Below are 14,423 nucleotides of genomic sequence, written 5' to 3'. Positions count from 1 at the left end.
ATAATCGAACAAGAAGGCACAGTGCTCTTGGGTATCTAAGCCCAGTTAACTTTGAAAAACAATATGTCGCTTAATGCGGTGTCCAGTCTTACTGGAGCAGATCAGCCATTGGCGCGAGTAATTATTGACGGAATAAACTCGAAGCGCTCTCCCGTTGAAGAAGTTTACCTTGCCAAAGGTTTTCAGCCACGAGTTTCCTTGACGACGCATAGTGTTCGCGTTCTAACCAATAAACTAAGCACGTCTGATGCAATTATGTTTGGTAGCCAGTATATGACTTCACTTGATCGGCGCTTGGCCAGCTACCCACTACCAGAGCTGCCTAAGCAAATGAGAAAGATCAGAGTGAGTGGCGGATATTTGCAATCAAAGCGTGGTTACCCACTCAATCAACACCTTCACCAAATCATCCAGTCTTACTTTGATAGTCTTGCACTCCCTGAGGTTTAAGCTAGATATGGCAAAAATGCATTTCTCTAATTCATAGTTAGCATGTATGAATAGGAATATACTTCTTATCAACTTATGGAATAGTCGTTTACGGATAGCCTGACCTAATAATGTTGATGAGAATGACCAATGAATAAGAAAACTCTTTGCCTTTTTGCCTTACTACCTATTTCTTTTAGCTCTGCTCATGCATTTGATACTTCACGCTTCAGTGGTGAGATCTCTTTAAACTCTGGCTTTAGCACTACCAACTCTAACTTTGATACCAATGGTCCAGAGCAAATCAATCATCTTGGTAAAGGTGAAAGTTCAGAGCAAGGGTTTATTGCCCCTCTAGGCAATCTTTACTACGCCCTAAACGAACAAAATAACCAGCGAGTCTACCTAGGTACTTCACGTGATGACTTAGCCGTTGGAACACTCGCCTTTGAACTTGGATATCAATATGACTACAAAAATGGGACTAGACTCGATATCGGCTACCTTCCGACTGTTGTTGCCGATGAGGTATGGAGCAACCCTTATCTAACCGGACAAAATCGAGCGACTACAGACCGAAAAGGTGACGCCTATCGTCTGAAGCTTTCAAATATTTGGAACAGCGGTGTGTCTTTTGATATGGCCTATGCGACGGCAGATATTGAAAATGAAGAAATTACCTCTTCAGCACTTTTGAGAGAGAGTGATACCTACTATATTAAAGGACAATATCGCTCTATGCTGAATGTGAATTCCGGTTATATAACAGCTTTCAGCTACACTAAACACGATGCAACAGGTGAGGCAAATACGTTTGATGCTTACAAAGGTGAGCTAAGCTATTTTTATGTCACACAAAACTACGGCCTCTCATTGACAGGCAGCTACGCATGGAGAGACTTTTCAGCAAACAACCCGATTTTCAATCAAACAAGAAGCGATGATGTATATCGCCTATTTTTGGCTTATGAGTATAAGAATATTCCGAGTTGGGATAACTGGAGTATCACGTCATTTGTTGGTAGTACGATTAACAGTTCCAACATCGACTTTTACACGAGTGACAGTTTACTGATGTCTATCGGTATGAACTACAAATTCTAACTGTGAAAGTTACAGTGTTGTCGAGCCCGCTTATGCAGCGGGCTTCTTGTAATGAATCCATAACAAATCGTTTTCCAGTAGGAGTAATTTGATGACACGGACACTTATTTGGGCACTGGGCCTATTGGTATTTCTCAGTGGCTGTGGTTCGTTAATCACACTTCAGTCAGACTTGCATCAAGCAGATAAGCTCTATCAAGAGTTTTCAATTGTTACTCCCGACTCTGACGAAAATGCTCGCTACCTCGTGCTGCAACTCTCAACAATAGATAAAAGTGGCGTACTGACCGCACACTCGATGTCGAGTAGCAACAAAACTCGCTTCCCTTCATTCTTCAACCTGACTGAATACATTGTCATTTTTGAAGATAGTAATTTAGATTTTATTTATCAAACTAACGAACCAAGCTATCTGTATCAAAAAACGTTGCTCGCTGACGATCAATTCATCCTTACTTCAAAGAATCGGATTTCAGATGGTATTCCCGCATTAGATGGCCTATTGGTTACTCCATATCTAGAATTCGAGGTAAAGCCAGAGCGAATTGGTAGAATTGTTGAATGGAATGACCCTGCGTTTTCCCATGAGGCAAAAGAAATGGGCATGTGGCAGCCTCTACAGTTTGTTGAGAGTGACTATGTGGGGCTATTTTTTCTTGAACCATACCAAGATGATAAAATCCCCGTCCTTTATATTCATGGAATGGGGGGAAGTGGAAGAGATTTTGAACAGATGATCGATGCGCTCGACCGGGACAAGTATCAACCGTGGATCATTAACTACCCCTCAGCCTTCTCGCATACACTGCTTTCACACTCGATCGCAGGCATTATGCGACAGCTACATCAAGAACACGATTATCAACCAATCCATATTGTGGCTCACAGTATGGGAGGCGTGTTAACTCAAAGATATCTGAATGTGTGTAGTGCTAGCAATCGCTGTGAACTCGTGCGCTCATTTACCTCGATAGCGTCTCCTTTTGGTGGGGTTTCTTCTGCGGAAGCAGGGGTCAAATACTCTCCAGTTGTCATGCCCTCGTGGCGAGATTTAACGCCAAATGGAAAAGCGATTCAAAACCTTTTTTCTCCCCAAGCGCAAAAGAATGTTCCCGCTCACTTGTTAATCTTTGCTTATCAAAAAAGTCCAACGACACGAGGAGAAAGTGGAGATGGAACCATATTGTTGAGTAGCCAATTACGAATAGAGTCGGTAAACCAAGCCCACTCACTTTACGGGGTGAATGAGGATCATATAAGTGTACTCCACAGTAGCGATGTGCAGAATAAAACCCTAACTTTCTGGGAGTTAATTGAAGAAGCAGAACTAGCTAATCGTTAGGAAAGTAACCATATGCATTTGGCCCTTACAAATACCCTAAAATATTGCCTTCAAAATAGTCGGTCTACTTTGGCATTAAAAAAAGGGAGTTTATCTACAAAGCATTGCTTATTTTCACATCTTCCGTTGAGGCTGAAGTTAAGGTAATTATCCAGTCCACAACCTATTGCCCCAAATAACGTTTTATCTCTATCTACACACATTGCGGGGCATTTCTGTGTTTCATACCCTATCAGCAAGCCTCTGGACTTAAGTTTTCCTTAGCATCGTTTCTTTAACGGTCACACAGAAGAGTAATTTTCCATCCACGAATGCAACTGCTGAGCTTTATTTAGAGCGATACTAATTTTTCCAATACTGAGTCAAAACTTTGTTCTGCGATTGATATTTCAGGTAATGGTGTTTCTATGTTTACTGATTTTCCCGACTTTATGATTCGATACCCACTACATTCCAAACCTTCAAATTGACTTTGATATCATCAAAGTTGTCTGCTTGACCTAGAAAATGCAACTTGATGACTTTGCCGTAGATCTGGTGAATGATTCGTATTTTTTTATTTATTGGATCGAGAAAGAAATGAATCCAGTCGCGCCCATTAACTCGGGGTTTTGATGGCTCGGGATTAAATTGAGGAAAATGTTCTGAGACATAAGCTAAGTATTTTGGTGCAAATTCTGTTGTTTTGGGGCAAACCGTCGCAAGGTAAACCATTATTTCTTTATATGAAATGGCAGCGTCGTACGGCTCAGCATTTCAAGCGATATATGCCTTTGGGGCAATGATACATGTTCTAACATCTTGCCAAAGACCATCTTCTAGACCTCTGTTCCCCCTAAGCCTGTATCTCCCTCCTTGTTGAGCCTGAGCTGAAGCATCAATCTTGTTTTCAATAAGTATTGCTTGTGAGGATAAGTCATCTGATTGATAGATATAGACTAAGTCTGACTCGCCTAGGTTAGTATCTACGACAGAGTGCCAAGCACCGAGCGTTTTCACTGAGGTTATTTCTTCTCGAACACGACAAACAAACCATTGAGCAAATGAGTCGGAAACATTAAACTCCTCTAGCACTAACAGAACGACATCACGCTCATTAACACTCTAAAATGTATTTAGTTCTTTCATTAGCCATAGCTTTCCTATAGTTGTTATCTGATAAGCGCCCACTTCCCTAGACATTACATAGATAAAAAAAAGTAGGTCAAATCACCTCACTATCATTTGAGAGGTTGAGCGCGGCTGGCAAGGAATAGGGCAGAAGTGTTTTAGCTTACCTGCCCCATGCCCTGCATTAACATCAATACGAATTATCACGGGCGCACCACCTTGATGCTTGTGTTGAAATTAACGATACAAAGACTTAGTCGACTCCCTGACGATTAAATCGATCGGTGGTAATCGCGCTTCATGCCTCTCACCAGATAACAAGTTCAAGATCGACTGAGCACACACCTCGCCAATCTCTTCAATTGGCTGCCTTAATGTTGTTAACGCGGGTGTGAAATACTTTGACGTTGGCAAGTCATCAAACCCAATCACAGACACATCTTCTGGCACTTTGTAACCGTGATCATGGAGCGCCTTAATCGCCCCATAAGCCGTTTGATCATTGGCGGCAAACAGGGCAGAAAAATGAATCTTAGATTCAATTAATTCCACGGTTTTCTCATAGCCAGTTTCACTACTGAAATCCCCTTGCTTGACGAGCTTTGGCATCACCTTAATGCCCGCTTCTTGAAGCGCTTTCTTATAGCCTTCAAAACGATTACCTGCGTCTGGCTGGCTTGAAAGCCCTTTGATATGAGCAATATTCACATGCCCCTGTTGGAGCAAGTGGAGGGTTGCCATGTAACCACCCAACACATTATCAATGTTAATTGAGCGAACATTATCTGCAACCATGTCATAGCCTACCGCAACCACCGGAATGTCTTGCGCATACTTCGCGATGTCTTCTTTGGTAATGCTGCCTGTCACAATGATCATGCCATCGACATTGCTCTTAGCCAGATACTCTAAAGCGTGTATCTCGAGCTTTTTTTGCCAATGCCCGGTTGCTATCACTAACGAATAGCCTTGAGCTATCAGGGTTTTCTCCATGTCGTTGAGGATACGACTGGTATAAGGGCTATCAGGATGTTGCACCAATACACCTATAGTGAGTGAACGGCGATTAATGTTTTCCTGCATCTGAAAATTGGGCTTGTAGCCGGTGTCTTTGATCGCCTGTTCGATATTCTGGCTTTTATCATCCGACACATAGGTTGTTCGATTAAGAAAACGAGAAACCGTGCTTGGCGAAACGCCAGCTAGCCTCGCTACATCGTATACGGTGGTTTTTTTAGTTTTAGTGCGCATCTCGATACCCTAATCCAGTGACATTTGGGGAGCCCTAGAGCTCCCCATCAGTTTCAACTCAACATTGCTCAAGTTGAAACTCATACTATTTAATTAATATAAGTAGGCGAAAATCATCCCCGGTCGGAAGTAGCGACCTGCGGTGTATTTCAACCCAGTGCTCAGAAGCCACTTGTGAAGAACCATGGCTTGCTCCGCTGAAATTTCACCTTTAACCATATTAACAAATTTACCACTGTCTTTAGTCAGCTCAGGACTAACCCGACCGTCAGACAGCACACAGTTTTGCAATTTAAGTGCATTAATCCACTTTTTCGCATCATTTTGTGACAATTTAAAAGATTCTGTAAGATCTTTCTCATCAAATGAGACAGAACAATTGAACCCTTCTGGTGCGGCAAATGGAATCTTTGAATAGTCATACAGCGCGGTATACACAGTATCCATCAATGTTTCCGCTTGCTGCGATTTACCCGCTAAACTCAACGCTGTCGCGACACTAAACTGCACGCCAATCCACACGTCTTGCGCCTGAAAAGCCTCATGTGGTGAACCATCGGCGAGCGTCATGTTCGCTACCCCAAGTTTAGGGCTGTTAATCTCGAAGTTATGTTTATAAACATAGTCCAATGCACGCTGAATGCGCTGTTGCGGGAAAATACCCTCCAAGCCAATCAACTTTAGATAGCTGTCTGCAAGCAGTGCATCACCAAAGCTATTGTCTGAATCGGGTACTAGCTGTAGATACTCTTGAGTAAAGGCTTGAGGCGCTGTCTCACTCAACAAGCGTTTCTTAGAGATACGTTGAGCTACCTTACCGATGTTTATTGAAGTATCGGTTTGGTTTAGATAGTCGTTAAGCATATTCTTATCGGCAATCGCATCACCCGTTAAAGTCAGCCCAAGAGTTTCCAGAGCTTGATAGCCTTCGCCCGTTAGATGCTTGGCTTGGACTGGCGTCACGAAGAAGTGGTAATAACCCTCTTTCTCATCCCACAAGCTCTGCTCAACTGTTGCTAATGCCTTTTTCGAACGTGTTAGGTAACCCGCACTTAGATCGTGTTCGCCCATCAATTGTGCCAACTCACTCGCGGCTTGAAGGCCGGCAACCCAAAGGCTCGCACAGTAAATAGAGATACCGTGAGACGCAAGGTTATCGAAGGTGTCGTCTGTACCTCGGGTTAGCGGTAAATCGTCACCTTTAGCAATCAAGTTCGATAAGAAATCGATACTCTCAGTCACAGCCTGCCAGCACTCTTTAACCACAGACATATCTTGTGTGTTTTGGTAGTGACGGTACACCATCAGAATGTATTTCGGTGCTAAGTCCTTCCATTCCTTAACATTATGCCAGCTATACGCATCAGGCTGGATGTCGAACGGGCTACCCAAATCGTGGATGACTGCACCTCGAATAGCACGCACACCTTGGTACTTTTCATCAATCAATTCAGCATTCGGTGTCGCTTCATATTCCCAGTAGCGGCGCTGAGTAAAGTCTTCAGCCAAAATCGCTTTTGAGAACTCTTTCATCACGCAGCCATCAAGCTCCGGCAACAAGTAAAGCAGTGAAAACGAGCCGTAGAAATACACATCCAGAGAGTTAAAGAATGGGTAATCAACACACTCTTTCACTAGGAACTTATCTTCTTTATCCCATACCGTTGATTCTGCAAGGAAAGACAATGAGTTCATAGCCATCGTCGCATAGCGCAGCGCTGATTCAGGCTGTGATATTTTGCTTTGAGCTTGCTCTAGGAAAGCGGTCTGTTGCTCAATAATCTTCTGCTCAATCACCTCAAGCTTTGGCAAAACATCTTGTAACATCGGTAAGGCAGGCTTTGCTTGTGGGTAGAATTGCGTGTAAGCCTTGTCTGAGTGCCAGCCATTGAGCATCACTTTACTGTGTGCCATCACCTGTGCGAAACGCAGGTCAACGGATTCGCCCGGCTCCAACTCAACCTGAACCACGACCAATGCACTCAATGCTTCGCGCCCAGTGTAGATCCCAGTTTGGAATTCTGTATTAGTACGGCCTGTTTTCAGTGCGAACTCAGTTTGCTGGGTCACTTTCGAAGTATAAAGCGTTGGCTTAACAGACACCGTTACCTTGCCAGATTTAGTCAAACGGTTTTCGGCTTGAACACCAAACACCACCTCACCCTCAATGTCACTTTGATAAGGGGACTGACTAGTGAGCTGAACACCGGTAAAACCGTGGCTTTCATCATTGACCTTCACCGCTTTATGCTGCTGAGCAATCGGGTTTTGAGATAAGGTACACGCCGAATCTTGAATCCCATCACGACCTTTTCGGTAGGTTGAACCAATCAAGTTTTGTAGAGGTTGAGCAAGAGTAATCACGCGTGTTTGCTGTGATTCATTAGTAATCTGGAAGTGGTTCCAGTGCATCGGCATAGAACAGAGGCGCTTATCCTCTTTAACGATCGGCGAGACTACCTTTCGCTTTATATTAATACCATCAAAACTATTATATTTATATTCAGCTAATGGATATAAAGCCTTATATTCGATATCGCTACCATTAACACTTTCTATATCACTATTATTTCCCGCAGTTAGTGATAGCTGTCTCGTTGTATCATTTATTAACAAACCATTAAAGAAATCTAAGGCTACATATAATTGACAATCAATCGACGATGAATCTGATTCTATTAATAATTGAGTCTTATTAGAAAATTCGACATCCCACTTTATAAACTTATCTTTATTTTCTTTATAGAAATTACCATTTTCTAATGCGGCACGAATGAGGTTAATCGCATTCGAAATGTTTTCTTTATCTATCTTCTTTCCATCGAATAGCGCTGGGTAAAAATTCAGATGAACACTAAGCTCTTGCTCGTTAACAACCTGAAGCGCTTCAATAGTCGGCACATCCATCACTGACGCATAAAAGTCATTAAAATTAATAACTTGTTCTGAACAGTCGACAAATATTCCTGGAATAAAGCTGAAGTTTGGCGTGTTACCATTTGGCGTCAATGTAAAAGTATTACCGATACCACCGATCGCCATACCTGTATTTTCTGGTGTCGTAGAAATTGGCGTGTACCAAGGTTGAATAAATTCAACTGCATCACCTTTTTTACACAGGTGTTTTGAATTTCCTGAATAGCTTGTATATGGAATTTTATTATTCATTTTAAAACCGCCATTGAATATTTTTTTCTTCTTGTTAATATCTTTCAAAAATGGAGACATCAACATGTTTAAAATTATAAATGAAAAATTTGGAAATATTGACTCTGTCACATTAATAAACCACCAGCATGGTATAGAACTTCAAATAATCAATGGATTTGGTGCTGTTATAAATAAATACATTGTAAATAACAGTCCATTCTCTTTTATTTGTGGTTATCAGAATTATGATGAACTGATCAACCAACATCCGTTCTTTTCCCGCAGTGCTAAATTATTCCCTTTTCCAAACCGTTTAAACTTAGGTCGCTACAGTTTCGACAACCAAAACCATCAACTCCCAGCTAACTTCCCTTGGTCTGATCACGCCGTACATGGCTTGCTCTACAACCAACCTTTTTCAATCAAAAACAGCGCAGCCAATGAAAAATCAGCCAGTGTGACGCTGCAATATCAGACATCATCTTTGCACCCTGCTTTCCCGTTCGCTTTTAACCTTGAAGTCACCTTCACTATCGACACAACGGGTAAGCTCTCTTGCTCAACAACTGTCTCTAATTGTGGTGATTTCGCCTTCCCATTCGGTGATGCTTGGCACCCTTATTTCTCGCTCGGCAATGACCTAGAACAGTGTGAATTGACTATGTCGCCTTGCGCTGAGGTCGTACATGAGAACGACCTACCCAATGGTGAAAAACAGGCTTTTGACCGTTTGTCTTTGGATGACTCCCTGACCAGTCAAAGCCTAAACCACTGCTTTGAATTTGATTCTAAGACAACCAACCAACTGACTTTGACACACTCAGATTCATCTGCCGCAATTCATTATCAACAAGATGCGAGCTACCCATTTGTTCAGCTATACACTCCGACAAGTGAGCAAAGTATTGCAATAGAGCCCATGACTTGCCCTGCCGATGCATTCAATAACCAGATTGGCTTATTAACGCTTAGCCCGAACCAGTCTCAAACCTTCACTTGGCAATGCCAAGCCACCTATCAACCAAAATAACCAAAATAACCAAACGAAAGAGCAATAAAGGGCGCATAAAGCGCCCTTCTCTTTGTTAACCTAAAACCACCTCTACCGTGTGCTCTCCCGATGTAAATACCGGTGCTTTGTTGCCTGAAATCAGGTCACCATTGACCTTCATCTCAACCACGCCCTTACATACGTTATTCGGGTTCGTGACATGAATATGATACGTCGCACCACGGAACTGACGACGGACCTTAAACTCAGGCCACTCAGCCGGAATACAAGGATCCACCAGCAAGCCATCAATTTCAGGTCGAACACCTAGAATCCACTGCGTACCTGCCACGTATGTCCAAGATGAAGTACCAGACAGCCATGCATTACGACCTAGGCCGAACTGTTTATGTTCGTCGCCCAAGATGTTTTGCGGGTAGCAGTATGGCTCCGATTCGAAAGTATCAATATCGTCGTTCTTAGAAGCCGGATTAATTTGACGGTAGTACTCATAAGCACGCTCGCCGTTGCCCATTTTCGCTTCCGCGATCATCACCCATGGGTTTGAATGCAGGAAGATACCACCGTTCTCTTTCGCACCCGGTGGATATGTCGAAACGCCACCAAGTTGTGGATCAAAGCCGTTGTAGCCTGGAGTTGAAAGCTTGATACCATTGGTCGTGTTCAGCTTGTTGTAAACCGAATCTAGTGCTTGTGTGGCACGTTCTTGTGTCGCGAAACCAGAAATCACAGGCCAGCTTTGACCGTTAGTGTAGATCTGCCCTTGTTCATTCTTGTGAGAACCAATTGGCAGGCCTTGCTCATCAAAGTAACGCACAAACCATTCGCCATCCCAACCGCACTCATTCACTGTGCTCTGCATTTGTTGGTATTGCTCATTGAACTGAGCGGTCAGCTGTTCCTCACCGCGTAACTCACAGAGGTCCAACATATCGAGCAGAGCTTTACCGTACATGTTGGCTACCATCATCGACTCTGCACCTGTTGGCAGGTTCACCGTGTCATTCCAGTCTGCAAAACCTAATAACGGTAGGCCGTGCTCACCCGTATTGGTGTAGGTAAACTCGATCGCGCGGCACAAGTGATCCCAAACGGTGCCTGTTTCCACAGGGTTGCCCGCTTTGTCTTTTTGATAGAACGGAATCACTTTGTTCAAGAAATCAGCATTGCCTGTCTCTTTCACATATTGAGTGACTGCGTAGATGATCCACAGATGATCGTCGCCGTAGTAATCCGGACGATCTTCCTCTTCACGTGAGTCACCCGCGTTCGCTTCCATGGTTGAAGGGAAGAACTGGTGCATTGCAGAACCATTGATGTTTTGCACTGATAGTAAGCGCTCAATGAACTCACGCGCCTCTTCTGGCATATGAGTAATCACGCCCAACGTATCTTGCGAAGAATCACGGAAACCGATGCCACGTGCGCCATAGCCAAGCTGGTACAGAGACAGGTAACGAGACCAGTTTTTGGTGGTGTGACACTGACGTGGGTTATGTACGTTAAGCATCGAGTTCATAGCAGGGTCTGGTGTTTCAACCTGAACCGCTTGTAGGTAACCATCCCAATGTTCAGCCAGTTCAGCGAAAGCTGAATCAACCACTTGATGGTCACGATATTTAGCCAGCAGAGGAAGTGCAGCTTCTAGGCTCTGTTCTTGCGCGATTTGTACAATCGTACGTTCTGTCTGCTCTGGAGATAACCAACCCAAACGCAGGTTAAGCGCGCCAATGTTGTCACCACGCAAACACTCAGTATTGCCAAGCTCATCGTTTTCTAACGCTTGCGGGGCAGCCCATGTGCCGTAACCAAATTGACCAAGGAATGATTGGCGGTCTCCGTCAAACGACGTAGCAGGACGATCCGCTGTCATCAGGTTTACTGCATAGTCGCGCTTCATGAAGGCATACTGCTCAAGCACAGTATGACCCGACTCTTGCTGGTGCGCTTTCAGCGTCATGGTTTGTGGAACCCAATCCGCATTCAATAGCTGCTTAAGTGCATCGAAGTGTGTGAATTCATACACAGGAACGACATCAACGTGTAGCGCTTTATCTGAAATGTTGGTGACTTTGATGTCTTGTAACAGCACTTGGTCAGCTTTTGGCACGAAGAAGGTCGCTTCACAACGCACACCAAACGCCTCTGCAATGATGGTGGTGTAAGACAAGCCTGTATGGTTTTCAAACTTATCAAGCGGCTTCAGAGTTGGTGTGTAGAAAGGTGAGAACACCTCTACATTACCCTCTTCGTCACGCACCTTAAGGTATAGGGTCGAGCCTTTGAAATCTGAGTTAGGCAGCTGTGCAATGTACTTGGTGATGCGGTTCAGTGCCGGGTCGCCCTTACACAACAACACGCCACCGTTGCTATCAACAATGCCACCGAAATCTAATGTGCCCACGTAGTTACACCATTTGATTGGTGTACATGGTGTGGTTGCTACGTATTCTTTGTTTTTATCGTCAAAATATCCGAATTTCATCATCACTATCCCTAGCCCCTCCCAAATCAGGAGGAGCCAAAACAATTTGTCGTAAGTTGGTTGGTGTCAGCTCAATGGCTGATTTAAATTGACTGGCTAGCTCGCTAGCGAATTCTCGCTCAGTGCGTCAAACAGGTGGAAAGCATCCAGATCCAAGTAAAGTGTCAGTTCTTTCACATCCACTTCAGCTGCTTGGGTCTCAACCATCAGCGGTTGGCCGCCGATTTCTGTTTTCAGAAGAATGCTCGCACCCAGCAGTTCCTTGTCTTTGATTTTCACAGGGAATGGCAGCACACGGTCGTGGTCAACTTGCTCAGCACGTAGGTGAATGTCTGTTGGACGAACACCAAAGTGAAGCGCTAGGTTTTTAGACGCCAGAGACTTAAAACGCTCCGGAAGTGGGATATGAACATCACCAAGTTCAACGAAGTATTCACCTTCTTTTTCAATCAGCTTAGCTTCCAACATATTCATTGACGGGTTACCAATGAATTGCGCGACAAACTTGTTAGCTGGGCGTTGGAACACCTCAGTTGGTGTGCCCACTTGAGCAACATAACCGTCTTTCAGAATTACGATGCGGTCTGCTAGCGTCATCGCTTCGATCTGATCGTGTGTAACGTAGATGGTGGTGGTTTTAAGCTCACGGTGTAGGTGCTTTATTTCTTCACGCATCACGCCACGCAGCTTGGCATCAAGGTTAGATAACGGCTCATCAAACAAGAACACTTTCGGTGTACGAACCATCGCACGGCCCATGGCTACACGCTGACGTTGACCACCAGAAAGCTCTTTTGGCTTACGGTTCAGTAGAGGATCAAGCTCTAGCATTTTCGCCGCTTTTAGCACTTCTACGTCGATTTCTGCTTTCGGCATGCCTTTCAGTTTTAGTGCAAAGGCGATGTTCTCGTAGACCGTCATGTGTGGGTACAGTGCGTAGCTTTGGAATACCATTGCTAAGTCACGGTCTTTAGCATCAACCTTGTTCATCACTTTGCCACCAACCACGATATCGCCAGAGCTAATGCTTTCTAGGCCTGCAAGCATGCGAAGTGTAGTCGACTTACCACAGCCAGATGGGCCAAGGAAAACCACAAATTCACCGTCTTCAACCGTAAAATCAAACTCTTTAACCACTTCAACATCACCGAATGATTTCTTGATGTTTTTGAATTCTACTTTAGCCATTATCTGTTCTCCTCAGCGCGCTCTTGAAGCATGTTTCGGTACGCAATTGCGCTCTGTTTCAGTGTTCTTTCTTGGGTGGTGTAATCAACATGGACGATGCCAAAGCGTTGGCAGTAGCCGAATGCCCACTCAAAGTTATCCATTAGACTCCACGCAAAGTAGCCATCAACTTTCACACCCGCTTCAACTGCGTTGTGCACCGCTTCGATGTGGCCTTGGAAGTAGCGAACACGTTGGTCATCCATCACTTGTCCGTTAACACGCTCGTCATTACCTGCAGCACCGTTCTCTGTAATGTAGATAGGCGGCATATTTTCGTAACGAGCATCCAGTCTTACCAATAAGTCGGTTAAACCTTGTGGGTTGATTTCCCAGCCGATGTAAGTGTGTTCTGCGTCAGTCTGTTTTACTGACTCAATGTCGCCATTCTCATTGAAGCGAGCAACATTGCGTGTGTAGTAGTTGATACCGATGTAATCAACCGGTGCACTGATGATGTCTAGATCGCCTTCTAAAATCATCGGCATGTTCATCGCTTGACGGTCGACTACTGGCTGTGGGTATTCACCTTTCAGTACAGGGTCGATGAACCAGTGGTAGTTCTCTGCTTCACAGTAGTCTGCAGCGCCTTGGTCTTGCGGTGTCAGTGGGTAAGCCGGAGTCGCGTTAAATACCACACCATGCTGAGCATGAGGTGCATTCTTACGAAGAATCGGCATCGCCAAACCATGGCCTAGCATTAAATGGTGAGAAGCTAAGAAGCCTTCTTTTTCACCCTTGATGCCCGGTGCATGCTCGCCCCAACGGTAGCCTAAGAACGCAGATACAAACGGTTCGTTCAATGTGGTGTAAACATCAATTTTATTGCCAAAGTAGTTACTCACCACTTCTGCATATTCTGCAAACTTGTAAGACGTTTCACGGTTTAACCAACCGCCTTTGTCTTCAAGGTATTGCGGTAGATCCCAGTGATAAAGTGTCACGAACACCTTCATTCCACGAGCATGACATTCATCGATGATCTGCTCGTAAAACTCTAGACCTTGCTGATTCACCACACCGTCTTGCGGCAAGATACGTGGCCATGCAATTGACAGACGGTAAGCATCAACACCTAAGCCTTGAATCATCTCGATATCTTGTTGCCACAAGTGGTAGTGGTCGCACGCCACATCACCACTGTCGCCGTTATCTACCTTACCTGGTGTCTTACAAAACGTGTCCCAGATAGACGGTGTACGACCGCCCTCTTCAACGCCGCCTTCAATTTGGTATGAAGATGTCGCGACACCGAATACAAATTCCTTACTGCGTAACTTTGAATCACTTGGAAGTTGAAATTTATTCATTGT

General features: G+C 44.3%; 10 protein-coding genes. 4 read left to right on the top strand and 6 right to left on the bottom strand.

Annotated features, from left to right (window positions below):
* The first annotated feature begins 63 nt into the window (after positions 1 to 63).
* The 3 genes from F0251_RS03970 to F0251_RS03960 all read left to right on the top strand — a co-directional run bounded on the left by F0251_RS03970 (position 64) and on the right by F0251_RS03960 (position 2,875).
* Positions 64 to 450 carry a hypothetical protein gene (locus F0251_RS03970; RefSeq protein WP_216610888.1) on the top strand — a complete coding sequence of 129 codons (387 nt, stop codon included), beginning with the start codon at positions 64 to 66 and terminating at the stop codon, positions 448 to 450.
* 129 nt (positions 451 to 579) lie between these two features.
* Positions 580 to 1,533, top strand: a complete 954-nt coding sequence (locus F0251_RS03965; protein WP_061032962.1) for a DUF2860 family protein — start codon at positions 580 to 582, stop codon at positions 1,531 to 1,533.
* Positions 1,534 to 1,624: 91 nt separating this feature from the next.
* Complete coding sequence (locus F0251_RS03960) at positions 1,625 to 2,875, top strand: alpha/beta fold hydrolase (protein ID WP_061032961.1); 1,251 nt, start codon at positions 1,625 to 1,627, stop codon at positions 2,873 to 2,875.
* A gap of 429 nt (positions 2,876 to 3,304) precedes the next feature.
* On the opposite strand, the gene F0251_RS03955 is transcribed toward F0251_RS03960, so the two are convergent.
* The 3 genes from F0251_RS03955 to F0251_RS03945 form a co-directional block, all read right to left on the bottom strand.
* A complete protein-coding gene (locus F0251_RS03955; RefSeq protein WP_171730371.1) occupies positions 3,305 to 3,589 on the bottom strand; it encodes a hypothetical protein in 285 nt (94 codons plus the stop codon).
* Positions 3,590 to 4,222: 633 nt separating this feature from the next.
* On the bottom strand, positions 4,223 to 5,236 hold the full coding sequence (locus F0251_RS03950; RefSeq protein ID WP_050643642.1) for a LacI family DNA-binding transcriptional regulator: 1,014 nt from the start codon (positions 5,234 to 5,236) through the stop codon (positions 4,223 to 4,225).
* A gap of 93 nt (positions 5,237 to 5,329) precedes the next feature.
* Positions 5,330 to 8,404 carry a GH116 family glycosyl hydrolase gene (locus F0251_RS03945; protein WP_171730370.1) on the bottom strand — a complete coding sequence of 1,025 codons (3,075 nt, stop codon included), beginning with the start codon at positions 8,402 to 8,404 and terminating at the stop codon, positions 5,330 to 5,332.
* A 64-nt stretch (positions 8,405 to 8,468) separates the two neighbouring features.
* On the opposite strand from F0251_RS03945, the gene F0251_RS03940 reads away from it, so the two are divergent.
* On the top strand, positions 8,469 to 9,416 hold the full coding sequence (locus tag F0251_RS03940; protein WP_055319186.1) for an aldose 1-epimerase: 948 nt from the start codon (positions 8,469 to 8,471) through the stop codon (positions 9,414 to 9,416).
* Between the two features lie 55 nt (positions 9,417 to 9,471).
* On the opposite strand, the gene F0251_RS03935 is transcribed toward F0251_RS03940, so the two are convergent.
* The 3 genes from F0251_RS03935 to F0251_RS03925 form a co-directional block, all read right to left on the bottom strand.
* The gene (locus F0251_RS03935) at positions 9,472 to 11,886 is read right to left on the bottom strand and encodes a glycosyl transferase (protein WP_105058729.1); all 2,415 of its coding nucleotides are present in this window, start codon (positions 11,884 to 11,886) and stop codon (positions 9,472 to 9,474) included.
* Positions 11,887 to 11,979: 93 nt separating this feature from the next.
* The gene (locus F0251_RS03930; RefSeq protein ID WP_008216689.1) at positions 11,980 to 13,071 is read right to left on the bottom strand and encodes an ABC transporter ATP-binding protein; all 1,092 of its coding nucleotides are present in this window, start codon (positions 13,069 to 13,071) and stop codon (positions 11,980 to 11,982) included.
* Positions 13,071 to 14,420 (bottom strand): GH1 family beta-glucosidase, encoded by a 1,350-nt coding sequence (locus F0251_RS03925; RefSeq protein ID WP_171730369.1) that lies wholly within the window; start codon positions 14,418 to 14,420, stop codon positions 13,071 to 13,073. The genes F0251_RS03930 and F0251_RS03925 overlap by 1 nt, the downstream gene beginning before the upstream one ends.
* Positions 14,421 to 14,423 lie beyond the last annotated feature (3 nt).

The sequence above is a fragment of the Vibrio sp. 070316B genome, from assembly GCF_013114115.1.
GTDB classification, from domain to species: domain Bacteria; phylum Pseudomonadota; class Gammaproteobacteria; order Enterobacterales; family Vibrionaceae; genus Vibrio; species Vibrio chagasii_B.
This window is presented reverse-complemented; position numbering and strand designations above follow the sequence as displayed.

What these genes read in the sequence shown, in the direction of transcription:
- F0251_RS03965 (WP_061032962.1), top strand. Translation starts at nt 580, where the DNA reads ATGAATAAGAAAACTCTTTGCCTTTTTGCCTTACTACCTATTTCTTTT.
- F0251_RS03930 (WP_008216689.1), bottom strand. Translation starts at nt 13,071, where the DNA reads ATGGCTAAAGTAGAATTCAAAAACATCAAGAAATCATTCGGTGATGTT.
- F0251_RS03945 (WP_171730370.1), bottom strand. Translation starts at nt 8,404, where the DNA reads ATGAATAATAAAATTCCATATACAAGCTATTCAGGAAATTCAAAACAC.
- F0251_RS03955 (WP_171730371.1), bottom strand. Translation starts at nt 3,589, where the DNA reads ATGGTTTACCTTGCGACGGTTTGCCCCAAAACAACAGAATTTGCACCA.
- F0251_RS03950 (WP_050643642.1), bottom strand. Translation starts at nt 5,236, where the DNA reads ATGCGCACTAAAACTAAAAAAACCACCGTATACGATGTAGCGAGGCTA.
- F0251_RS03925 (WP_171730369.1), bottom strand. Translation starts at nt 14,420, where the DNA reads ATGAATAAATTTCAACTTCCAAGTGATTCAAAGTTACGCAGTAAGGAA.
- F0251_RS03970 (WP_216610888.1), top strand. Translation starts at nt 64, where the DNA reads ATGTCGCTTAATGCGGTGTCCAGTCTTACTGGAGCAGATCAGCCATTG.
- F0251_RS03960 (WP_061032961.1), top strand. Translation starts at nt 1,625, where the DNA reads ATGACACGGACACTTATTTGGGCACTGGGCCTATTGGTATTTCTCAGT.
- F0251_RS03940 (WP_055319186.1), top strand. Translation starts at nt 8,469, where the DNA reads ATGTTTAAAATTATAAATGAAAAATTTGGAAATATTGACTCTGTCACA.
- F0251_RS03935 (WP_105058729.1), bottom strand. Translation starts at nt 11,886, where the DNA reads ATGATGAAATTCGGATATTTTGACGATAAAAACAAAGAATACGTAGCA.